General features: G+C 38.1%; 13 protein-coding genes and 1 pseudogene. 1 reads left to right on the top strand and 13 read right to left on the bottom strand.

Annotated features, from left to right (window positions below):
* Positions 1-20: 20 nt before the first annotated feature.
* The 3 genes and pseudogenes from AAA071_RS08200 to AAA071_RS08190 all read right to left on the bottom strand — a co-directional run bounded on the left by AAA071_RS08200 (position 21) and on the right by AAA071_RS08190 (position 12654).
* Positions 21-8402 (bottom strand): YadA-like family protein, encoded by an 8382-nt coding sequence (locus AAA071_RS08200; protein WP_349234130.1) that lies wholly within the window; start codon positions 8400-8402, stop codon positions 21-23.
* 518 nt (positions 8403-8920) lie between these two features.
* Positions 8921-11346: pseudogene (locus AAA071_RS08195) on the bottom strand (S-layer homology domain-containing protein).
* 264 nt (positions 11347-11610) lie between these two features.
* Positions 11611-12654, bottom strand: a complete 1044-nt coding sequence (locus AAA071_RS08190) for an inverse autotransporter beta domain-containing protein (protein WP_349234129.1) — start codon at positions 12652-12654, stop codon at positions 11611-11613.
* Between the two features lie 421 nt (positions 12655-13075).
* On the opposite strand from AAA071_RS08190, the gene AAA071_RS08185 reads away from it, so the two are divergent.
* A complete protein-coding gene (locus AAA071_RS08185) occupies positions 13076-14485 on the top strand; it encodes a YadA-like family protein (protein WP_349234128.1) in 1410 nt (469 codons plus the stop codon).
* A 628-nt stretch (positions 14486-15113) separates the two neighbouring features.
* Here the strand turns inward: AAA071_RS08185 and AAA071_RS08180 are convergent.
* From AAA071_RS08180 to AAA071_RS08135, 10 genes are all read right to left on the bottom strand, one after another.
* Entirely contained in the window at positions 15114-17483 is a 2370-nt protein-coding gene (locus AAA071_RS08180; RefSeq protein ID WP_349234127.1) for an autotransporter domain-containing protein, read from the bottom strand.
* 431 nt (positions 17484-17914) lie between these two features.
* Positions 17915-18241, bottom strand: a complete 327-nt coding sequence (locus AAA071_RS08175; protein ID WP_004698031.1) for a hypothetical protein — start codon at positions 18239-18241, stop codon at positions 17915-17917.
* 66 nt (positions 18242-18307) lie between these two features.
* Positions 18308-19384: an acyltransferase gene (locus AAA071_RS08170; RefSeq protein WP_349234126.1), complete on the bottom strand. Its 1077-nt coding sequence runs from the start codon at positions 19382-19384 to the stop codon at positions 18308-18310.
* Positions 19385-19618: 234 nt separating this feature from the next.
* Positions 19619-20674, bottom strand: a complete 1056-nt coding sequence (locus AAA071_RS08165) for an NAD-dependent epimerase/dehydratase family protein (RefSeq protein WP_302132403.1) — start codon at positions 20672-20674, stop codon at positions 19619-19621.
* 5 nt (positions 20675-20679) lie between these two features.
* Positions 20680-21600 (bottom strand): NAD-dependent epimerase/dehydratase family protein, encoded by a 921-nt coding sequence (locus tag AAA071_RS08160; RefSeq protein ID WP_349234125.1) that lies wholly within the window; start codon positions 21598-21600, stop codon positions 20680-20682.
* A gap of 13 nt (positions 21601-21613) precedes the next feature.
* Positions 21614-23062, bottom strand: a complete 1449-nt coding sequence (locus tag AAA071_RS08155) for a lipopolysaccharide biosynthesis protein (protein WP_349234124.1) — start codon at positions 23060-23062, stop codon at positions 21614-21616.
* A gap of 69 nt (positions 23063-23131) precedes the next feature.
* Entirely contained in the window at positions 23132-23851 is a 720-nt protein-coding gene (locus AAA071_RS08150; RefSeq protein WP_302132397.1) for an IspD/TarI family cytidylyltransferase, read from the bottom strand.
* A gap of 16 nt (positions 23852-23867) precedes the next feature.
* Positions 23868-24662 (bottom strand): LicD family protein, encoded by a 795-nt coding sequence (locus tag AAA071_RS08145; protein WP_012863640.1) that lies wholly within the window; start codon positions 24660-24662, stop codon positions 23868-23870.
* A gap of 12 nt (positions 24663-24674) precedes the next feature.
* The gene (locus AAA071_RS08140; protein ID WP_302132395.1) at positions 24675-25676 is read right to left on the bottom strand and encodes a polysaccharide deacetylase family protein; all 1002 of its coding nucleotides are present in this window, start codon (positions 25674-25676) and stop codon (positions 24675-24677) included.
* Positions 25673-26764 carry a glycosyltransferase gene (locus AAA071_RS08135; RefSeq protein ID WP_302132393.1) on the bottom strand — a complete coding sequence of 364 codons (1092 nt, stop codon included), beginning with the start codon at positions 26762-26764 and terminating at the stop codon, positions 25673-25675. Before AAA071_RS08135 ends, AAA071_RS08140 begins: the two co-directional genes overlap by 4 nt.

Genomic DNA, 26764 nt, shown 5'->3' with positions numbered 1-26764 from the left:
AACAAGACTAAGAATTCTTTTTATTTGGAAAGTCCTACTTGTTGCATCAACAATGCGATTTGAGCTTTCATTTCTTCATTATCGCGTTGTACTTGATCGTATTTAGCAGTTAACTCTAAGTCATGTTGTTTCATGCGTTCATTTTCAGCTTTTAACGCAGTCACTTCATCTTGCAATACATACGCAGAGCTGATAGGGCCTGCTTTATAGCGTGCTGGAATAGCTTTCTTAGCATCGGATGTACCAAATTTGTAGGATACGCCCGCATTAATCATGTTGTCATGACCGCCAAGAGATACGCCCATATGGAACATTGTAGATTCATTAGTATAGTGCGCTACGCCTACAGCAGCAGCTGTGCTGCCTTTGTAGTGGCCTACAGCAGCCAATACTTGAGTTGGTTCCAATGGATCATATTGTAAAGGTTTGAGGCCGGAAATAGCTGCACTAGTAGCACCTACATCAGCGATTTTACCATCCACACTACGCATAGCACTACTCAATTGATTTACATTAACCGCATCAGTGCCATCTACACCAGGGCCTACATTAGTAATTCTATTACCACCGTTATTGAGGCCGTCTTTAGTAAGGCTTACAGCATTACCTTGAGCAGGTGTAATTGTCATGCCGCCACCGTTCATAACAGTCGTATTACCAGCAGCATCTGTAGTAGTTACGGACTCAAGACCTTTCAAGTCTTTCGCCAACTTGATGTTATAACCATCACCAGCAGCGTTTTTCACAACACCGATATTGTTGTCTGCCAAACGGTTCACATCAGCACCACCAGTAAGGTTCATAGTATCTCCCAAACCACGAACCACTTTACCGCTATCGCCAGGTTGGTCACCTTGGAATACACGGCCTGTTCTTGCTTTATTATTGAAGTCGTCATTAACAGCTTTCAATTGGTCTTCTGTTGCGGCACGACCAGGAACTGCTACAGGGTTTTCAGGATTCCAAGTTTTGTTATCCAAACCTGTTACGAAGTTGCCTTCTTTACCGTCAGAAGTTTGCTTGCCTACAACTACATCGCCAGCTTTCACAGTATTTGCCGTTACGGAACCGTCATTGCCGTCAATCTTAACTTGATTACCGCCATTGCCAGCTGTAATTGTACCTGCAGAACCGTCAATGTTAACTTGTTTTGCTGGATCTTGACCAAGAGTAATCTTATCATTTAATGCCATTTTGATAGCGCCGTTGTCCACGGAAGTTTTGATATTGCCGTCACCTTTCAAGTCGATTGTTTCGCCAAGAGGTTTCTTCACGGATCGACCGTCTTCCGCTTTAAGGCCAAAGCCTGTGGATTTGATGTCTTCGATAGCTGTATGCAATTGACCGCCGTTTACAGCGTCCTTGCTACCAGCGCCAATAGTGCCATCAGCCACATTAGTGATCTTCTTATCAGCCGCATCGATACCGTCTTTTGTTACCTTAGGACCGTTTTCGATTGTTAAGCCATCTTTGTTGATAGTAACAGCTTTGTTGCCACCATCATTGATTTGCAAGCCGTCTTTAGTCAACTTAGTCGCTTCATTAGCGCCGTCCTTGATAGTTACGCCGTTTGTATCCATCTTAGTATCGCCTGTTGTTACAGTGTCTACAGTGATGTCTTTTTTCAATTCTACCTTAACAGCACCGCCGTCTACGGATGTTTTGATATTCGTGCCATCACCTTTAACTTTAACAGTTTCACCAAGAGGTTTCTTCACGGATTGACCGTCTTCCGCTTCAAGACCAAAGCCTTTAGTTTTAAGGCTTTCAACAGCGTCATGCAATTGACCACCGTTTACAGCGTCTTTGCTATCTTTGGCAACCGTACCGTTTTGAACATTAGTAACCTTCTTGCCTGCTGCATCGATGCCGTCCTTCGTCATAGATGGACCATCGGTAATCTTCACGCCGTCTTTTGTAACAGCTGTCAACGGATTACCAGCTGCATCATTGATAGTCATGCCTGCGCCGTTTACAACAGTTTTACCATTTGCACCATTAGCTCCATTGTTGAAAGTAATGGAGTTCAAGTCTTTAAGGTCTTTTGCCAAACGAACATTGAGGATATTATTTTTGCTGATAACGCCAATATTGTTTTCAGTCAAATCATCTTCGTTTGTTACGCCACCCTTAATGTCCAATTGTTCATTAAGTTTTTTCTTAATCACATTACCGGAGTCACCACCGTATGCCATACCATCATCCTTGGTTGCCACTTGATGTGTCTTACCATTTTCATCAGTGTATTTAATACGAGTGATTTCGTTACCGTTGAGGTCCGGATCACCTTTTTCAACAGAAATATCAGCGCTACGGCCGTCTTTACCGTTAAGTCCGATGTGACCTACGCCGTCTTTACCAGAAATAGATACAGCTTCTTTTCCGTCCTTACCAGTCACAGCTACCTTGCCGTCTGTACCGTTGTCAGGACCTGTAATGGACACGCCGTCCTTACCGTCTTTGCCAACCTTCACGGATTCAGCCTTAAGGTTTTTATTCATCTTCACGTCGATAGTCGTGTTACCTTTATTGTCTTGGTTGATGAAAGTTTTAATATTTTCACCGCTGTAGTCAGCATCATCAGCTTTACCTTCACCTTGAACAGTGATAGTAGAACCAAGTTTATTAGTTTGTTCGCCGCCTACATTAGCATTGAATTTCAAACCTTTATTAGTCAATGCGTCCGCACTATCCTTGATTTTGTCATTCAAGTAGTCCACATTAACCGCTTCGCTGCCATCGTTGCCTGTAGCATATGCTACATTCGTTACGTGAGTCCCACCTTGTTTGTTATTGTATGTAGGGCCTTCGTAAGTTACCTTGGATTTATCAGGTGTTCCGTTAGGATCCAAATCATATTTAACAGCACGATCATTCAATTTATCAAGTTTGGATTTAGAAGCAACGTCTTTGATTGTAACGGTTTCTGTTTGATCTGGATGATTCTTATCTTGTACAGTCAACGCTACATCACCGTTTGCATCTACAGTGTAGTCTCCATTAGAGCCTGCCGCTTGATTTCTAATCAAACGATAATCAGTGGAGTTAGCACTTTGAGCATCCAATGCTTTTTTCAATTGATCTTCTGTTGCAGCACGACCGGATACAATCTTATTTGCATCCCAATCTTTATTATCAAGGCCTGTTACATAATTGCCTGTTTCGCTATCGCCAGCTGCGTTGTTAACAGTTTGCCTACCCATAGTAGCGTCGCCTGCTTTCACAGTCTTAGCGGCTGTTACGGAATCAAGATTTTTAAGGTCTTTCGCCAATTGAAGTTCCAATTTGTCAGTGCCATCAGCTTTTACGTTGATGTTGCCGGATGCGCTCTTGAATGCAGCGGATTCAGCTTCAGTTACGCCTTCACCTTGTACTTTCACCAAGGAGTTCAATTTTTGTTTATTCACGGTACCAATGTTGTTACCAGTGAATTGTAAACCGTCCTCCATAGTCGCAACTTGGTGTTCGCCATTGCCGTCTTTGTAAACGATACGTGTAAGACCATTTGTACCATCAACGCCTTTTTCGCCTTTAACGCCTGTCATAGGATCGTCGTAACCAGGTTTCACGGACAAGTCGATACCATTAGTACCATTCACGCCGTTCGTTCCAGCAGGACCTGTCAAGCCGATGTGGCCTACGCCGTCCTTACCGGAAATAGAAACTGCTTCTTTACCGTTTTTATCAGTCACAGCTACCTTGCCATCTGTACCGTTCGCTGTGTCAGGACCTGTAATAGCTACGCCGTCCTTACCATTTTTGCCAACCTTCACAGATTCAGCTTTAAGGTTTTTGTTCATCTTCACGTCAATCGTCGTGTTACCTGTTGCCGCATCTTGATTGATGAAAGTTTTAAGGTTTTCACCGCTATAATCAGCGTCAGCTGCAGTACCTTCACCTTGAATTGTAACCGTGGAGCCTAATTTGTTAGTTTTTACGCCACCTACATTGGCATCAAATTTAAGACCTGTATTGATAAGTTCATTTTTAGCATCATGTAATTGACCGCCGTTTACAGCATCTTTAGAACCAGCCGCTACATTACCGTCTTTCAAGTTGGTAATCTTTGTGCCGTCCGGGCCTTCCAATGTTACTGTGTCATGGCCTGTGTTACCGTCATATTTTACGGAACGATCTTTTACATTATCTAGTTCAGTTTTAGACGCAATATCCTTAATCGTTACAGTTTTAACGTCACTGGATTTTTCGTCTTTTACTTTCAAGTCTACTTGATTGTTTTCAACCTTATAGGAACCATCTGCCACGTTGTTCGGATTAGCAATTAAGCGGTAATCTGTAGCACTTGCATTAGACGCTTTCAATGCATCGCTAACCTTCTTAAGTTGGTCTTCTGTCGCTGCGCGTCCTTCTACATACGTAGGATCTGAAATGTCCCAAGCTCTATTATCTAAGCCTGTTACAAAATTACCAGTTTGGTTGCCACCTTTTTTATCCGCTACCGTATGATTACCTACAGTGGCAGTGCCTGCTTTCACAGTGTCGGATGCCGTTACGGATTGCAAGCCAGTCAAGTTTTTCGCCAATTGCAATTGTAATTTTGCATTGCCATCAGCGCCAACAGCCGCAGAAGTAACACCGATATTATTGCCTGTCGCAAGATCAGAAGCGCTTGTTACACCACCGTTGATGTCCACTTGTTTGTTAAGTTTAACATTAGATGTAGCACCCATGTCGCCTTTGAATTTAAGACCGTCGTTCAAAGTTGCCACTTCTTCGTTCGTGCCGTCAGGTTTTTGGTACATAATACGAGTTGTAGTCGCGCCAGGAGCACCATCTACACCGGGTTGACCGTCACGAGTAACGGAAATGTTAGTTGTTACACCGTCTTTACCGTTGATGCCGATTTTACCGTCTTTACCATTTGCACCAGTTGCAGTAATTGTTTCTACATTGAGGTCTTTTCCGAGTTTCACATTAATTGTGCTGTCACCGTTAGCGTCTTGAGAGATTTCCGTAATGATATTGGAGTTATCACCTTTAACTGCTACTTTGGAGCCCAATTTATTTGTTTTTTCACCGCCATTATTAGCGTCGAATTTAAGACCCTTATCAATAAGATCTTGTTTAGTTGTATCAATCTTATTGTTTAAATCATTTTTAGTATTTGTGATTTGGTCACCAAGATCCTGCTTAACTTGATGTAATTGACCGCCGTTTACAGCATCTTTAGAGCCAGCCGCTACGTTACCATCTTTCAAGTTGGTAATTTTTGTACCATTAGCACCTTCTAATGTTACTGTGTCATGACCTGTATTACCATCGTATTTCACAGAACGATCTTTTACTTTATCAAGTTCAGTTTTAGACGCGATATCCTTAATTGTCACAGTATTAACTGTACCGGATTTATCGTCCTTCACTTGTAGATCAACTTTATTATTATCAACTTTATAAGAGCCATCTGCCGCATTGTTCGGATTAGCGATTAAACGATAGTCCGTAGCACTTGAGTTAGCCGCTTTCACAGCATCGCTGACAATTTTAAGTTGATCTTCTGTTGCCGCACGTCCGGACACGAAGGCAGGATCAGTTAATGTCCAATTTTTATTGTCCAAACCGGATACAAAGTTACCATTTTGAGTAGCTGACTTATTGTCTGTTACAGCTTGGTTACCCATAGTAGCAGTACCAGCTTTTACAGTTTTTGTAGCAGTTACTGTATTAACATTGATGTCTTGACCCAATGCAACCTTAATTGTTGTATCGTCGCCAGTTTGTGTAATTGTAGTGTCGATGTTAGTACCATCACCAGCTACTGTTACCTTGGAGCCTAATTTATTTGTTTTTTCGCCGCCATTATCAGCATCGAATTTCAAGCCTTTATTGATAAGCTCCGTTTTTGTATCATCAAGTTCTGTTTTAGATGCAATATCCTTGATAGTTACAGTTTTCTTATTCGCAGGGTTTTTAGCATCTTGTACAGTTAAGTCAACTTTATTGCCAGATACAGTGTATGCTTTATCAGCAGCACTGCTATTTTCAACTAATTGATAGTCAGGAGCATCTACGTCAACTTTATATGTTTTATATGTACCGTCAGTACCTTCTGTAATCGTTGTATTTTTACCAGCTACAACTTTTACGGCTTTTTGTGCTTCATCACGAATAACGGATTTACCGCCGTCTGTAATATTGGACAAGTCTTTATTTGCCGCATTGTCGATTTTATTCTTAGTAGCATCAGTCAACGCTACATCGATTGTTTGGTTGTTAACAGATGTCGTAACATAAGAACCATCGCCTTTTACAGTCAATGTTTGGTTATCCAATAAAACGTCATTTTTGCCAGTGTTACCAGCTACTTTCAAATTAACATTGCGCAATTGTGCCACGTTAACAGCGTCAGTATCAGCTGTACCTGCAGCCACATTAGTGATTTGACGAGTTTTTGTACCGCCGTCACCTACGGACACCGCACCCATAGTGGAAGTCAACGCAGCGCCTGTCAATCCGCTATAGCCGTTTGTACGGCTGTCTGCAGTTTTCACATTATAGCCTGCTGTACCTGCTGCAACGGAAGCAACGGAGTTTGCACCCAATGCAACGCCATCATCTACACTGGATTTAGCTTTATAACCGATAGCCGTACTGTTCGTATTAGCTGCAGTCGCATCAGCACCGACAGCTGTCGCGAAATTACCTGCTGCGGAAGTACGTACACCAGCTGCTGTCGCATTATTGCCTGTAGCACCTGTGTTATCGTAGTTCGCATCGGCAGATGTGCCTTTAGCACTGAAGAAATTCGTTTGCGCCGCTTCAACAGCTTCTTTTACCGTATGATACGTGCTGTTCTTGATATTGAAATCAGGCGCTTTATATGTAGAACCATTCGCTTCATAGCCCGTATATGTAGGACCTGCGATGGATTTTGCCAAGTTACTGTTTACAAATTTTAATTGTTTTACATTTGTTGCGTCAGTATCGTTTTCACCACCTGCTACGTTGATGATACGGCGTTCAGAACCTACGTTACCTACCGCAACAACACCGTTTGCAACATTGTTGTTTTGTTGATTAGTGAAAGCAGAGTATCCATTAACCAAGGCACCTCTTACTTCCGTACCAGTACCCAATGCCAAGGAATTATTGGATTCTGCAACAGCATTTGTACCGATAGCCATGGAGTTAGTACCTGTAACAGTAGCACCAAGACCGATAGCTGTCGTATTAGTATTGTTTGCTTTCGCTTCTTTACCGATTGCAATGGCACCATCTTTAGATGCATTAGCCGCACCGCCAAGTGCAAGCGCATCAGCACCCAAGGATTTTGCATTACCACCTAATGCGATAGAGTTGGATAATTTGGCTTGGGAAGAACTACCCATAGCGATAGCATCAGCACCAGCAGCATTAGAGCTACTACCCATGGCAAAGCTGCTTACACCACTTGCATTTGCACTTTTACCCATCGCTACCGCATTTTGTGCGGATGATTGCGCCGTATTACCGATAGCAAAGGCATTCTCTGCACTAGCATTAGCACTATAACCCATAGCTACCGCATTAGCGCCACCAGTACTGGATGAAGAACCGAATGCCATAGAATCATCTGCACCAACTGCAGTACGAGCTTTTGTACCGAAAGCAAGAGAACGAGCCCCTTCTGTTACGGTATTACCATCGCCATTATATTTAGCACTTGGAGTACCATGTTGTTGACCAGGTAATTTTATAGTTTCTGCCGCACCGATTGCAATGGATTGATCCGCTTTTGCTGTAGCGGAGTAACCCATGGCAAAACTACCATTACCCTTTGCCCAGGATGCAGTACCCAATGCTGTGGAGAACTCACCTTCTGCAGCGGATTGACGCATCATAGCCAAAGAGTTAAATCCGCTCGCCTTTGTAGCTGTACCAAGAGCCATAGCAGATGGTGATAAAGCCTGAGCATAATGACCTAAAGCAAAAGCAATACCACCTGTGGCCTGAGCATAGTTACCGATAGCTAAACCGGAATAATAAGTTGGATTACCAGTTTCCTGAATATTTGTATTTTTACCGATAGCAATGCCGGCAAAACTATTTTCTGTATAGTTACCTCTATCTGTACCATTGTACAAATGACTATTATCAAATGGTGTCAGGTTCCCAGGGTTTTGATAATTATATAAATAACTACCTTCACTATAAACTACATTACCAGTAGCATAACCAGCGCCATTTACATCATTAATCGTCATAGCAGTATATGTAGCAGCATTAACTGTAGTAATATTACCACCCATTAATAATGCAGCCACCGCCATAATCGCACTCATACGAGCCCAGGTTGTACCGCTTTGTACGGATTTCACCTTACCGCCACCTGTTTTTACAATTTCAGATACTACAACGTAGCATTTTTTTGTTTTACTCCAAATAACATTATAAATTCGATTCATAATTATCCTTTCTTACCGAAAACTCAGTAAAACACACCACTTGTGTTGCATAATATTGCAAAGATAATAAAAAGAAGAAGTATAACGATTAATTATCATCTACACTTCTTACACCAAATATTAGTATTCCAAATTACGATCTGAATACTATAATTATTCATGATTCTTCATCATATACTCACCCACGGCAATACAATATCAAAAAATTTCTATCTTGTAAACAACTTTTTCATCTTTTCTTCACTTTTATCGTTTATTTATTTCTAATTTAATACTTTTTAATTTTAGGAAATAGAATCTTCATCTTTCCTATCATTTATTACGATAAATCCACATATCGGAATATAACGATTATTGTAAATACTTAATCAATTTCATATTTTTAGACTCTTCAGTTTAGTACTTTCATAGATAAGATAATTTTATATACAGAAAAATTATCATCTACACGTACACGACAAAAGCCGAGGCCCTAAAGAGCCTCGGCATTCACAATATAAACCATATATAAAAGTATTCTATTTTTTATTGACCCTTACACGTTCAATAGTTGGTTGCCCTTCATGATTCTTGGCAATGGTATCCACACGGAATAACGCCATTTCAGGACCAAATTCAGATACGAGTCGATCATCGACGACAACACCATTTTGAATAGCACGGTACACAATTTGAGCAAATTCATAACGGGTCATCATACGATCCCCTCCGAATGTACCATCAGGATATCCTTCTACAAGACCACGTCGAGATAGATCACTAACTGCCGCATATGCCCAGTGATTATTCGGCACATCAGGGAATAATGTGCTGCGGTCTGCTTTCATATTAGTCCCGGCCAATCCATTCAAAAGAGCCGTCAACTTTTGAATCTGTGCATTTTGTACCGCTACAGTTTTCTTAAGTTCCAAAACTTCCTTACTGATGGCTACACGAGAACGAGATACATTACTGTGAGCACCTACTTTCACAGACATACCAGCATTCACAACAGTTTCGCCATTACCAACAGTAGATCCTACACTAAATTGCAAGTCCTCATTCGGTCTGTAGAAAGCCCCCAATGCAGCGGCGTTGCCATCATGGTAGTGTCCATAACCAGCAGCAAAGTCCCATTTTGCATCAGGATCGAAATCCAATGGATGCAAAGCGGCAAGTGCGGCCGCTCCGGCCACAGATTTGTTAACCTTTTTATCGAGACGAGCTACATTCCGCCCCATATTGGTTACATCCTGCTTGATATTAGTAATATCTCCCTGAATATTGGTTACATTCTGTTTAATGTTGGTCACATCACCTTGTATATTGTTAATATTTGTTGTGTTATTTGTAATCTGGTTTGTTATATCGTCAGATAGGCTTACCTTATAATCTTTGGTCGTTCCGTTCGTCGTAGTTGTCACATTAATATGCTTACCTGCACTGACGGTAGTAGAACCGGTTGCATTCACTTGATTTTGCAACTTTTTGAGCTGTGCCACATTCACCGCATCCGTATCCTTTGTGCCGGCTGCTACGGATGTAATCTGACGCGTAATGATGTAATCTGACGCGTAATATTGTTATTTACATCACCGACAGATACGGCCGATTTAGTCGCCTTCCACGTAGAATCTGTATTCGTAGACTGTGCTTTTGTGCTCGGATCATACCCAACGGACCCAGCCGCTACAGTAGACTTCGATTCACTACCCAATGCAACGCCACCCTCTACGGTTACATTCGTATTATGTCCGACAGCAACCGCATTATTAACAGATGTCGTAGTCTTGCTATCCGTGGAACCGATGAGAACCGCATGATTCGCATCTTTCACCTCACGATTATCCCCCATTACAAGACTGTTCTTAGAATTAGTCACCGTATTTTCAGACCCTATTACGGTCGTATTGGACACCTTATCCGCTGTATTGTGAAAGCCCGTCAACATGGTATTCGTACTTTCTTTGCCTTGAGAGCCAGTCAATGTGTTATTTACACCCATAAGTGCAGAGCGAAGTGTATAATCCGCCTTATTACCGCTACCAAATGCCATAGTAGAACCGCCACCATTAGAATTTTTGACAGCGGAACGTAATTTCTCAGATAATTCCTTAGCGGAATTACCGCCCGAACTTGGCGCTGAAATACTGGTTACAGAATTCGTTATTTCATTCCCAGCACCAAATACGAGAGACCCATTGGAGTTAAAGGTTCGATTGGCAGTACCTACGATACTATTAGCAACACCCGAATAATAGCTACCCGTTTTCGATTCAATACTATTCAATGTACCATTAATGGTGGCACCAAAATTCTTTGTATAATTTGCAAATCGTCCACCATTATAATCACTGGAGATAATATTATATACGCCTGTACTTGTAGTGAAAGCCCCATTGCTAAAGCTATTAGCACCAATTGTTGTAGCATATACATTTAATGCATCTTTTCTTGTGGACGCACTATCTACCGTAGTATCACCAAGTTCCCCTTTATAATTATGAGATCCAATCATAGTACTGCCAGTACGAGCAAATGTATTATCACCGATAGCGACACTACCTACCACTTTTGTAGGATCCTTAGGGATTCTGGCAGGAGAAAGCAACCCCCCGCTATAGGTCGTTTGCCCCAACGCAAAACTAGCCTCTCCACCACCGGCCATATTTTCGACCTTTGCATTTTTACCGATAGCTATACTACCGCCCTGGCTAGCATAGTTATTAATACCTGCTCCATTGCCGATAGCTACATCACCTGTAGCCTCACTAGCACCGTTCGAGTAAGAAATGCCGGCACCTTTGCCAACGGCTACGTTTTCCGCCTTCGGTGCACTACTGCCCGTGCCAATAGCTACACCGTTACCGCTGCCCGGTGCCACATCCACCGCTCCAGCCACATATAGGCTCGATAACAACACACCATTAATCAACACAGATAATATAAGTTTACGCTTGCTCATTTTATCCTCTCCAATCCCTAATGAATTCCACGTTTAACTTATTCTTCATTATATATTCATGAATATTGTGCCACTCTTTTTCTATTTTGTAAACAAAATAAATTTTTATGAATTAGTGTATAAAAAAAGGAACTGTCTTTTCATATCAAATGATAATCATCTGATACGATAAAACAGTTCCCTATGTTGCTTTTATCTAAAAAATAAATATAGATTCTTATGCTACTTTTATCAAAATAATAAATATATATATATATAAATCTATCAATCAACGTGCACCGTATGTTGGCGACGCACATTTTCCAGCATATTCGCACGAACCGATACTTTCGCATCCGATCGATGGTTACCACCAAACCATGCCGTATCGACACCGACTAGACGGAACATAATTTTTCCGTACGGACTGCCGTGCTTATGCTCCGGCTTGTTATAGCCCATGTCCACGGAAATCCTCGGCGTGAGCTGCAACTCCGTACCGATGCGCAAGCCATGCTTATCCTCACTATGCCGCAACTGCCAACGATAGGCTTCCATGTACACGCGCGCCCAACGAGCATTCTTAAAGCTAGTCCCATATTCCGCAGTATATCCGTTAGACACATTTTCCAAGCGTGACGCACCATCAAAGGAACGCTCGCTAGACACACCGCGATACCAGTTCATGCGAAACGCACCGATCCCCGACACGTACTCCAACCCGACACTCATGCGACCGTGATTGCCTCTGAACCGATGGTCATAAAACAGATTGCCACCGTAATAGTGTTCATCGTTTGCTGCGATTCGGCGATAGCCGATACCTATATTCGCCGTCGTTCCTGTATCCGCTGCATTCGCCAAACGCTCCTGTGTAAACCACACATGGCGAGATGTCTCATCATAATGACCTAGTGGTTGCAAGGTTTCCACGCCATACAAGGGCTTCCAATTTTTCTGAAAGCGCAATGATACGACGGTTCTCTGCATCCACGGTTTCGCCTTTGATCCGTGCATTGCAGAATGAAGACCCGTCATGACCACCGCCTGCAACGCAGAGTTGACTGCATCCGTATCGGAATAACGAGTCGTCTTTTTATCTGTGGAGTCCGGCATCTCCAATCCGCCCTGACCGATAACATGATCTGGAGTATGAGACGAATTAACATGGAATGTATCTAAATCGTCAGATAATACGGTCTTACTTTCACTATGAACTTGTTTTACCGTAGTCCCCTGTATAGGCTGCGCTGTTCTGTCCACCTGTTTTCCCAACACGGGCATAACGGACATACACAGGGCCACTACTAACACAACTATATATTTCATTACACACTCTTACGTACAAACACACTTTTCATTACGCACATAATTATTTATTTAATTATGTACTTAATACGTCATTACACACGATTACACTCGCCCCGATGACTCATGATTTTATCATGAACAAAACATGAAATTATTTCTATTTTATATAAATATATAGAGGCTTGTCAATGCATATAGAATGCAATGTATACATATAAAATGCTAGAATACAATTTATAGAATAAATAAATATTTAAATTTTATAAATATGTGTCAAAGGTTTCTTATTAACTATAAATACCTATAGAATATATTGTATATTTATTGGAATTATGTGAATATTCTATTTACAATATACCTTTTTGGTATTATAGTAGCCATGTAAGTCTTTTTATGAAAGTTTTGTGAAAGTTTGTTTGTACACAAAGGAGTGTATACGATGAGTAAGAAACGTTTTGTATTAGCAAGTGTTGTAATGGTAGCTTTGTCCGCCTCAGTTTATGCGGCGCCGGTCAATATCGTTGATAACAACGGTAACATCGGCAAGGAAGGTCAAACTTTCACCGCAGGAACAGGCGGCAACATCACCCTCGGTGAGAATGCCGGTGCGGCGAACGGCAAGGGTAAGAATGTTAATGCGCAAGGTAATAACATAGCCTTAGGTGCAGCTGCTGGGGCCGGCTCATCAGGCGGCGGCAATATCAACCTTGGGGCGAAGTCCTTCCGAGGCAGTACTGGCGATTTTAACGTAACCGTCGGTTTCGCCGCAGGTAATGCAAGCCAGTTGACGAACTCCATTGTCATGGGGACTCAATCAGGGGAAAACTCCGCAGGTGATAAAAACGTGTGGATTGGTAATTTTCAAGGTGCTAACAGTAAGGCCAGCAATTCTGTAGCCATCGGCTCGAATTCAACAGTAAACGGTCAGTTCGACCTTGCCGTAGGGCATTATGTGAATGTAAAAGCCGCAAAAGGTTTGGCTGTAGGCTCTTATAATACACTATCAGAGAAAGCGACCGCATCCGGTGTATTCGGCCAGGGCGAATACGGTAAAACAGCTATTGATGCAGCCAATTCTTACAGTATAGGTAATTACAACCACATTTCTGGAGAGAACACCTTTGTTCTCGGCAATAATGTGACTACCTCTCTAAAAAATGGCGTTGTCCTTGGCAATGATTCCGCTGACGGCGATGTAGTCGGTACAGCAAGTCATACCTTTGAAAATGGTACTACCGTCAACTATGCCGGCACCGCCCCTGTATCAACAGTATCCGTAGGGGCTAAGGGCAAGGAACGGACGATTACCAATCTCGCAGCAGGTCGCGTGAGTGCTACCTCTACAGATGCGGTCAACGGATCCCAACTCTACGGCGTTCATCAAATGATTGATACCCTTGGTAAAAGTACAAGTCAACAGCTTAATAATTCTATTAGCACTATTGAAAAATCTGTACAACATGTATCTCAAGAGGTACAACGTGTTGAATCGGAATCCAATAAAGGTGATGCTCGTGCCGCTGCATTAGCTGCATTACATCCATTACCATATGATCCGGATAATCGCGTTCAATACATGGCGGGCTACGGTCATTATAAAAATGCAAATGCAGTAGCTCTAGGTGTAGGCTATTATCACAAAGATAATCTTTTACTCACCACAGGGTTTACGATGAACAATCACGTTATGGCCAATGTAGGCATCACCTATAGACCAGGAAAATCTTTATCTACTGCTATGTCCCCTGCCTCTTATAACGCACTAGAACAACGCGTACAAGCATTAGAAGCTCAAAATAAAGATCTACAAGAAACAGTAAAACGCTTAGTAGACAAACTTGAAAAATAATAAGATCCCTTTATGGTAGTCCTATGACTACTTTCACAAAAACACACTAAAACCAAAACACAAAAAGCTGTACACACATAGTCGATTTTTGAACTACCTTTGATGTTACATTGGTTTTGACATCAAATCCGTTCAATCTAATCTATGTATATACAGCTTTTATGATTATTTATATGTAGTTATTATAATAATGTATTTCATCTCAATTTGACGATATATATTTTTATCCCTATAATATAGGTAGATAGCCAAGCGAGTGGTTCCGTTAGGCTCATCTCAGAACTATAAATAATTGATGAAATGGCCTTTCAGTTATCCAGTTACTGGTAACGAAGGGCTATTTGTCTTTTCCAAGACAAATAAGAGCCACAAGTGCTCCAAAGGCAATAACTACAGTTATTACCTCTAGAATTAGCATGATTAACTCATAATCACTCATAGACACCCCTCCCTTCATTAACGAAGAGAGGCCCAACCTCGTTGGCTATCCTAATCCTATTATAAGTCGAACTAATGCTCGATACAATAAGAAACGTTTTAAAGAAATATATGAATGAATCAATAGACGACTTTACCTGTCATGCAATTATCGATGTACTAAAATCGCTCCTATCTATTAATAATTCGCTTAAAATTTATGTGTAAATCCTGCATTTACAGACCAACCGGCCTTATAATCACCAGATAGACCTGTACTAATATCAGCAAAGATGCTGTTATTTGCATTAAAACCGTAGCGACCTCCAAAGGCTAAATCTGTCCAAGTGCCTTTAATGTCCTCGGAAGTGTATTTAGTAGTAGCACCACTAGTATATGTAGTTTTTACTGTACCAGAGAATGCATGGTTAACACCAAGACGAGTATATAGATTACCTGCGCCGAAATGTTTACCGATTTCAAGGCCAAGACCGCCTACTGTACTGCTCACACCAGACTGATCTACTTTCATACTGCCAGCATTGAAGCTATCACCACCAAAGTGAGTATAGCTCAATTGTGCTTGTGGCTCGATATATGTACCATTAGAAAGTTTCACGGTTTTACCATAGCGTGCACCAATTGTATACGCATTAGCTTTAGTCTCACCAGAAAATTTTTCACCAATCTCATTACGAACAGTGAAATCGTTAGATGCACGACCTACTTGGGACTCAATATGGATATATTGGTTGTTACCAAGATTTTTCAAACCATACGCACCAACAGCAAAGGCTTTTTCCTTACCAGAGCCGTTGAAAACGTAATCATCGTTACCACGAAGATAAGAAACTTGACCACCTACGGTCCAACCGCTACCAGTTTTAGCATCGTAACCACCTTGGATACGCGTGTATGTTGTATCTGTATCGATTCCGCTTCCATTAAAGTTGTATTTACCTCCACCAACGCGAGCCCAAATACCTGTTGGTTCACCTTGTTGTAATACGCGTGAACGATACATATTATCTGTCAACGTTCTCCAACCATTAATATTACTCATGATGGCGGAACGAGTACCACGCATATGTGGCGTATCAAAGGCACCCATATTGACATTCATCTGAGGATTCTGCTCAAGAGCTGGTACTTGTTTTTCCTCAGTTTTTGGAGTCGGTTGCGGTGTTGGTTTCACTTCCGGCTTAGGTGTTGGAACCGGAGCCGGTTTTACCTCAGGCTTCGGAGTCGGTTGCGGTGCTGGTTTCACTTCCGGCTTAGGTGTTGGAACCGGAGCCGGTTTTACCTCAGGCTTCGGAGTTGGTTGCGGTGTTGGTTTCACTTCCGGCTTAGGCGTTGGAACTGGAGCCGGTTTTACCTCAGGCTTCGGAGTCGGTTGCGGTGCTGGCTTTACCTCAGGCTTAGGCGTTGGTACCGGAGCCGGTTTCACCTCAGGCTTCGGAGTCGGTTGCACCTTACCATACTCATATTTACCCTGACCATTTTTATCGGCCTGCCACGTAACAGCACCTTCCTTAGCATAACCTTCGGTTAATACTTTAAAACGCGCAGATTCAGCACCTTCAGAAGCAATAGCAACCGTGCCTTGAAGATTTCTTTCACCATTTACATAATTATGGTAGTACACCTTATGCGCCAAATTATCCAAAACTTTATTTACATTGTCCTCAGTAGACAAGTCTAAGCCCTTACGACTCGTGTACATATGAGCACCGGAATTAGGTGCCGCACTTGTAATATGAACATCACCACCCCAGAATGATTCTGGAGTCAATCCATTTACAATATTTTCACGCTCTTTATAACTTGGATCCTCTTTATCATCATACTCACCATTTGAATCATACACAAAATTTACATGGCCTTCTAATTTATCAATGTGAATTTCATTATGCTCACTTTGAGTTACTATGGATTCAAAATTACGATTTTTTGAACCGACCAAACGATGTACACGGCTTGGAGTTGTCATTGCGCTATAACTAGTACCATTCAAACCGCCTTGATACATATGGTCCCAATAACCACGATCACCAAGAAATACATTGATATGGTTTGGCTGTTTTGCATTCTTATCTGCTAAGTTGAGAGCAAAGCCAGTCCATAGTACTTCATCACTATCTACACCGATATTAATTTCAGATGGATGTGTATTGCTACCATCGATACGTACATCGCCTTCAATGGACATATCATGGCCAGTAAAATTACCCTTATTACCATCTACGCCGAGATTTACAGTACCGCCTTTAGTAATAACAAGTGGATTACTGTCACGACCAACTTGAAGATCGCCATTTTTAATATTCACAGTACTTCCATTTTGACTAGTAATGATAGTCTTTCGTCCATCCATTAGTCTACCAGATACATAATCTGCATTAATAGTACTCTTATTATCTGCATCAATTCCAAACAGTGTCCCTTGTACCTTTCCCAAGTTTAAAGTTTCACCTTTAACAGCACTAACAACAGGATATTCTGCCATTACATACGGCACTACAGAGCTAGCAATCGTCAGGGCAATCGCTAAGGATAAATTCGCTTTACACATGCGTTTCATAATAACCCTCTCTTATTCACACTATAAATTATAATTAAACATTTTTAATTATAATTTATAAGGCTATTATTGTAAACATAAGAAAACTGTTTCATCATCAAAAAATAATAAATAACAAAAAAAGGCGGCACCTAAGTGCTGCTCATAATTATAAAAAAATCTATTGAAAGCTATATTATCATTTATTCGAATTTGACGATATATATCTTTATCCCTTTAATATAGGTAGATAGCCAGACGAGTAGTTCTGTCGGGCTCATCCCAAAAGAATAAAGAATATGATGGAATGGCCTTTCAGTTCTCCAGTCACTGGTAACGAAGGGCTATTTTCTTTTTCCAAAGCAAAAGAAAAGGCAGAGATTATGTAACATGTCCTCCATTACTAGATGTTCAGTAATGGAGGACATATCAATAATTCCTGCCTTTTTTGTTTATCTACGGGCCACGCGCATGGCTGCCATCATGCCTGGCGACTTCCATACAGATTGGCCATTATCCGATACGAGTTTATTATTATCGTAAAATACGTCTGCATTGTAATAGTTATCATCGCTAGATGTCACTTTATAGCTAAGACCTGCTGTTGTGTACACCGTAAAGTTGAGTATATCCCCCACTCGCTTTACAGAGTCTTGATCTACATACCAGTTATTACCGAGATATGTCGTAGCATACACATCTTGACGAGCTTCTACATCGTTTGTGCTAATGCCAATTAATACAAGCAATACCGCTAACATATACAAGAATTTACGCATTATAATTACCTCCCGTTTTATGGTAAGAATACTTATATATTATACCAAAAAACACTGATAATCGCATTATAATGGCAGTACTTTCTCAACCCTTGACTGAATTCGCTCGAGGCTCGGCGTGATTGCTTTCATCACAGGTTTTTCTATGAAATCTAACCGCACATAGTCTACAATCATACCGATGACAAAAATAAGCACCACTACAAGAACTGCATACAGAGGTAATAGTATTGAATCATAGTACTGATACGTTGCTAATACATTGTCCCACATGTAATGAAGGGATAGCTTATTATCATGCAATAGGTATATACCAAAGGTAGTAGATGCTACCGCATTAATCCAAGGGTGATAAGTGATCTTTGCTTTCAAAAAAATAATAAATACGCCAATGCCTAATAGCAATTGAAAGAAGCCATAATCATTTTGCGTAAAGTAGAAAATCTGTTTCATATACACTGGATTCGTCATAGCTAGTACATCGACGAGGATATCCCCTAGAAAGGCCCCTACAAAGCCTATGGCGGTAAAAATAATACCTATTTTCTTTGTTATATGTGAGCCGTACAGTTTGATGTACGCCCCTAGCGAATAGAATACGACAAATGAAAAGATATGTTTAAATCCAAAGGTGGTATGCGGTACATTAGGCCACAAATTCAGCACCGTCGGCATTAAGAACCAAATTACCGTGAACCCCACTAGGAGCATAACGTAGTATTTATGCTGTAGCCAATGAAGTACTCGATTAATAATAGGCGTTAATAAATAGAGCACTAAAAAGTTCTGACCAAACCAACTCATGGCACCAATGGGCAATAGCGCAAGCATCATATTCCTTGACGTCACCGTATCGAGTCCTAAACCCATAGCCACGCCCAACATGGCAATGCTGTAAAACCATATTTGCCCTACTAACTTAGCAAACTTGTGCAGCTTAAAACTACTAGAAACCATGAAATAACCCGTTATCATAACAAAGGCAACTACACCAGCCTTGCCTCCAAGTCCAAACACTTGGAGAAACACCTTATTAAACGTTAAATCTGGCGTAAAAGGGAAACAACCGTGCACGCTAAAATGGTGCATAATAATTAGTATCATCGAAATGATACGCAACAATTCAATATTGCTCGCTCTCATTCTCTATACCTCATATTCTTCCTCTCAAACTATATGAATACTACGCCAACTAGTAACTACCTAGATGACTTGTATACATCATAAAATACATGAAATATATGAGAATGTTGTGACAAATTTTACACATAAAAAAGACAGCTGATATAATCAACTGTCCTTATAAATTATATATTATCAAGTTATCTAATATACTTGTTTTTAACATATACGATTCGGTACGACTATTTTTTACCCTTATGAGATGTTCTTCTCATATTTTATATAATCAATTAAATTTCTATATCCTGTTACCATGTTAATCTTGGGTTTCCACCCTAACGACTGGATTTTTTCACTATTTAGAATAAATTTTACATCATGTGCATATCCATATTGATTGGCATTATCTGGTATATCAAATACCACGTCTATTTTACCCTTAGCGACTTCTTTCGCTACTAAATTTGCAATATCTTTAATGCTTCTTGTTTCATTACTATTACATATATTATATGCTTCTCCACATTCTCCTTTAAACAGTAATAGTACCAAAGCGGAAAGTACATCAGTTATATAACAAAAGTTTGATACAGATTGTCCTTTGGTATGTAAAATAATATTTTCATTATGCATAACACTTTTAGCAAATTGCATAGATACACGATTATCTAAAAGTGAAAGACCTGGACCAAAACATTGTGCAACGCGAGCAATACAAATTGGTACATTATATTCATGAAAATAAGCACTACAGTAACATTCACAAATACGTTTACCTTCAGAATACGAACTTCTAACATCTAAATGATTAATATAACCTAAATCATCTTCAGTCATATTTTGATAATCTACTTGCTGAATACCATATTGTTCCATAGAGGATAAATATACGATTTTTTTAACTCTATTCTTTGTTGCATATTGCAAGACGTCTAATGTTGTACTAATGCTACCATTTAACGTTTCAACTGGCTGTGTAACAAAAAACTTAGATGTAGTAGGTGCTGCAGTGTGAAATATATAATCAACAGAATCATTACATGCAACAAGGCCATTAGTAATATAGACTAACTGTTCTGAATTCTTAAGGTTAGAGAACAAAGCCTCTGCCTTTTCTATATTTCTCACGGAACAAATAATATTAATATCTGTTCCATATTTCATATTACTAACTAAAAACAATCGGGTGAGCATAGATCCTATGAATCCGGTTGCCCCCGTTATCAAAATAGTTTTCCCTGAAAGTTTAGATAAGAAAATATGAATATCTCTAACAGTACGTTCCAACTCATAAGATAAAACATCATTCATAAATATTAACCCTCTACGGTTTTAAAATACTCATATGTTTTTATTAACCCATCGTGTAAATTATATTTTGCTGTAAACAAAAGCTCTTTTTCTAATTTATCAGTTGCCAAAACAGAATCTCTAATATCGCCTAATCTAGGCTTATCATAAACTACCTCTATATCTTTACCGCTAATATTTCTAAACTCATCAACTAATAAATTGACGGAACTTGAGATGCCAGTACTTACATTATAAATACCTGTAACCTGGTGTTGTATACCTAAAATATTAGCTTCAACTACATCATCCACATATATAAAGTCCCTTGTTTGTTTTCCATCACCATAAATAATAATAGGAGAGCCTTGTACAATCGCTTTAGCAAAAATACTAATAACGCCCCCCTCTCCACCATTACCTTGTCGTGGACCAAACACATTAGAATATCGATAACATATATATGGTAATCCAAAAGCTTCATGATAAATACGAAGATAATGTTCTGTAGTTAGCTTTGTTAACCCATAAAATGAAGATGGATTTCCAATCATTTCCTCATTTAATGGTAATGTATCTAAATTACCATAAACCGCTGCAGAAGATGGCATCAAAAACTTTTTAACATCTAGTTTTACTGCTGCGTTAAGTAAATTGATTAACCCCATCAAATTAATATCACAATCTAACATTGGATCACTCATAGATGTGGAGACTTCAGTTTGTGCAGCCTCATGAAATATATAGTCTGGACGAAATTCTTCTAAGACAGAGTATAACTTTGGATCTCTAATATCCAATTCTACGAATTGTGCTTTAGAATGAACAAATTCTTTATTTCCTGTATATAAGTTATCAATAACCTGTACAATATGACCATCCTCTATTAAACGATCAACTAAATGAGAGCCAATAAACCCGGCCCCACCAGTTACAGTTATTCTCATTATTATCCCCTTCTTATAGTCTACTTTTTATTAAATCAAGATAAAACCTTAATTCTTTACTTCTAATAAATAATATTCCCCATGCCACAATTATAAAGATACTATTACATACAACCCCCAGCAAAAGTCCAAACCAACCACTATCCAAAGCAATAAAATGTGATAAGAATTTACTGAAATATACTAATACAAATGTAACTAGAGTATAACGGAAATAAAGTTTAAAATAACTAACCAAAGACCAACGTAATCCGTAATTAAACAAAACATACGGTTCAACTATAAAAGGCATACAAATCGTACTAATAAACATAGCCAATAAAACGCCCCAAACATCAAAATATTGAACCAAAACAATGGAAGACCCTAAATTTATTAAGGCCTCTATTAAGGACATATATCGATTTTGCCAAAAAAGCCCCATAGCATCTTTAAATACTAAGACGCCTTTACGCATAAACATTAGATAGAAGTTGATGACCATCCAAAGCACTATACTTTCATCAAAACGATAGCTATTTCCTAGCCAGATGGTAATAAACGGATTTAATAAAAGGTACAAGTTACTACAGATAAAACAAGCCAAATAGGCGGTCATAAATTCTAATCTCTTGAAAATAACTAATTTATGAGCATCATCATGAGACTCATTCAAATTTCCTACAGATGCCTTTAGTGCATTAAATACTTGATCAGACAACTTATCGATGCCATTAATAATCAAATAATAATTCGTATATAACGCAACAGCACTTAAACCTACAAATTTTGATAAAATAATATTTGATGTTCCAAAAACGGTAACACCACCAATTTTATGAAGTATTAAGGCCTTTATATTTCTAATAATACTTTGGTATATATCTTTATTTAAAGGCCGAATATTCTTTTCATTTAAAAACGAATATAAGTGATCGGCTTTTCTAGCTATTAAAAAATTCTCAGAAAAGGTCATGCATATACGTAGAATAATATATACCCAAAAACTATGAGTTAAAATGACTAAGGCAATTTGGAATAAACTCCCTATCAGTTGAGTAATCCCTCTGTAATAGTTAGCTATATATTGTTTTTGGTCAGCTATAAGCAAGCATTTTTTATAAGAGTAAAAATAACTAATACCCGTATCAACAACAAAGAGTAAAAAGAAAATATTTAAATATGCAATATTAGGAGGTACCTTTATAAGATATTGAACAAAAGGCGATATACATAATCCTAAAAATAGAATAAGTGTACCAATATAAATATATGCTTTTTTAAATATTCTCATGATTGATTTTGCTGTTTCTAAATCATGATTAGCTAAAGGAGCATATAAACTAAATATAATAGCCGGGCCAATGCCCAATTCAGTAAGAGATAATACAGTTAAAATATTATCAAATAAACCATTTAAGCCTAAATATTCAATAGATAAATAATATAGTAATACAAAACGGATAATGAACTGTAATACCATATTAAATCCATATACAATTAACGTGGAATTTATGTTCTTAATTGCACTAACTGTCCGCATAATATCAGCCTATAATCCCATGATATTGAGGCTATTTTTTACTTCTAAATAAGCCTTAAATGTATAAAAATCAATAGGTGTTGTAATTTTAATATTCTCAGCTGGTCCTATTACTGTAAACAGTTCAGCCCCATAAAACTGCATCATAGATGCCGAATCTATGAACTCCAAGTTTTCAGATCTTGCTTTTTCATGTGCCTTATAAATATCTTTTAAATAGAAGCATTGTGGCGCTTTAGCAAGTAAACATTCATCTCGAGAAAGTATTTTCCCTACATGAGAAAGCTCATTATCTTTTAAAACAATAGTTTCTATAGCTTGTGAAACAGTAATGGCATTACCATATGTTTTTGTGGACGATATACACGTATTAATTAGCTCATCAGAAATAATAGGTCTAACCCCATCATGTAATAAAACTATACTATCTTCATCATATAGTCTTGAAGACTCTTGAATTCCAAGATAAATCGACTCTTGTCCTGTTTTTCCACCTGGAATAATCGATTTGACTTTATCCAAACTATACTTTTGTACTAATTTACTAACCTCTTCAATAATAGACTCTAATACTACTAAAACAATTCCATCAATATTATTATTATTTTGAAAGTGTTCTAGCGTATACACTAATATTGGTTTCCCATTAACTTCTAGCAATTGTTTCGGTGTACCAGTAGAACTCATGCGTTGTCCAGTTCCTCCAGCAAAAATAATACCTATATTCATGCTATACCCCTATACATTAAATCTCATATGCTCTAATACTTGATATTTTACGTTTACCTTCTGGTGGTATTTCCATATAGTTACGACCATATAAATTACTTAAATATGTATCGTAACATGAAAAAACCTCTAATTTTAAATCTCTAAACTCTATAGGAACACGTTTTTCAAAAGCATCCTTTACCATACATTCAGCTTCACCATAAACGCCACCAGTAATAGCGCCTACATGATCAGAAGTATTATAATCATACTGTTTTGCTAATTGATCTAATTTATGAGCCCAATATTTATATCCCACACATTTAGCAAAAATAATTAATATAGACTTGATAAATGCTCTAGTAAATGATTTACCATGTCCTAATTTAGCATCACACAGTTCAAGCATCTTACTATAAATTTTACGTTTTTTATAGATACTAATAACTTCATTTTTATCATTTGGCAATCCATCAACAGGCATAATATCCATAAATAAAAACTGATTAGCATTACTGTACTCATCTTCAATCCTGATATCAAGCTTTTCTAATCGTGCAAAAGGGTATTTTGAGTTATTACGCTCAATGGATCTAAGCAGGTAATCGCTATTTAAAACCATTGGAAATATAGTAATTAATTTTTCATAATCTGGCCGACTTAAACAAATGTCTATATCATCATCCCAAGGAATAAAACCTTTATGCCTAATGGCTCCTAATAATGATCCTCCTGATAACGAATATTTAATATCATTCTCTTTACAAAAGGAATCAAACTCTTTAAGCATTATATATAAATGATCTTGAATTTCAGATATAGTCAACATTATAAAAATCCCCTAATTTTCAAACCATACTAACTTCATTTGTCGTATAAATTCATCTTCTGACCAGTCTTCAATGCCGAATCTAGGTATAGAAAATGGATTAGTATTAGAATGAAGCTGTGCTCTTTTAGTACTAACTGAATATGTGAATCCTAGATCTTGAACAATTTGTTCTGTCACTTGATCAAAACTTTCTTTATGACCAAAAGGATACGCAAAAATATCTATATCCGTGTGTAACAAATTTTCTAAAAAAAGCTTAGAAGATTGTATTTCATGTATTTGTTCTTCTCTACTAATTTGTTTCAACGCTGGATGGTGTATAGTATGCGCTCCTAATGTAATTAACTGACTTTGATATAACTCTATTAACTCCGATGAAGTCATAGTCCTATTGTTAGGATTAACCTTCAATCCATAAGATTCATACCATCTGTCTAATATTATATCTCTTTCATTAGGATGTAGAGAAAAAAGCATATGGTGTAACATATAAAAACTATGTAATCTCTTTTTATCATCAGATACATCAAATACATGTCTTTGATTTAATATATCTAATTCAATGGATTCTCTTAGATTTTTATTTTCAAATAAAACAGTTTCTAATCGATCCCACCAAAACTCTTTACCCGTATCTACACCGCCAGATGTTATAAAAATCGTCGCTGGAACTTGATATTTTTTTAAAATTGGAAAGGCATATTTGTAATTATCATAATATCCATCGTCAAAGGTAATAATAACAGATGGTTCCTTTATATCATTGCGTTTTAAATCATTAAAAGTTATTACATTGTAGTGATTTTTTAAGACGTGAATATGTCTTTCAAAATTATCAGGAGTTACATTAATATTAAATAAATCACGATTCAAATAATTAACTCTATGATAAAGTAAAACAACTACTGGCTTATTAAAAATATTATGGATTAAATTGATTGGAGCCAACCTTTTTCTATAGATAGATCGAATCCACGGTAGATTTTCTTTTATATAATCTTTAAAACTCATTGTTTTCCCTTGTATATATTTTCAATCTTCTTTATAGCAACACAGGAATCATAACCTAGTTCTTTAATTCTAGATCTATAATCAATATATTTATTCTTACCAAATTTAGACATAATCTCATAAGCCCATTGTTCAGGATTATCAATTGGTAAAGCCATACATAAATCAGTTAACACAATCTCTTGTGTAATCGTATCAGATACTAATATTGGTATGCCTAATGCTTGTGACTCAATAGCAATTAGGGGTAGCCCTTCAAATAATGATGGTAATATCATAATATCTATAGCTTGCATAACCTCAACAGTATTATTTACATACCCCATAAAAATAACCTTGTCAGATATAGCTGCTGATTTTACAAGACTTTCAATCTTATGACGTTCTACACCATCCCCCAAAAGAAATAAATAACTATTAGGATTTTGTTTTAATACCTCTTTAAATATATCGATAATAAAAGGATGATTTTTAACAGGTGTAAAACGACCAATATGTCCTACTATCAATGCATCCTTAGGAATATTGAATTTTTGTCTAACCTCTAACCCTAGATTTATATTTCTATCATATAAATCTAAATCAATCGCATTATGTAATAAGTAATATGAATCACTATCTATACACTTTCTAGGAAACATCCATTCTGATGCTTTAGTAGAGCAACCTATATAGATATCAACCAAATAAGGTAATAAAAATCTTCCAACCTTATGTAATTCTGTCTTTAGAAAGCGTACGATTTTTCGATTATCATCTATACTAGAGCTATGCGCATGTAAAATAATAGTTTTAAATCCAGCTAATTTAGCAATCAAAATAGGAATAATATTGACATAAGATTGATGAAAATGAATGATATCTTTTCCTTCAGAAAGTAGGCACTTCATTTTTTTATAAAACTGAATAATATGATACGGTCTACTAACCTTCTCTACCTTATAATTTACATCAAAATTTTGAGGATCATCATAACTCAGTAATGTTAATTCAAATTCTTTTTCATCAATCATTCTATACAATTGAAGAACATAAGATGTTAAACCTCCCATATCTTTATCTATAGGAAGTTCTATTACCTTTATCAT

This window comes from Veillonella parvula (assembly GCF_040097785.1).
GTDB classification, from domain to species: domain Bacteria; phylum Bacillota; class Negativicutes; order Veillonellales; family Veillonellaceae; genus Veillonella; species Veillonella parvula_D.
The sequence above is the reverse complement of the archived record's forward strand: the minus strand, read 5'-3'. Positions and strand labels throughout refer to the sequence as shown.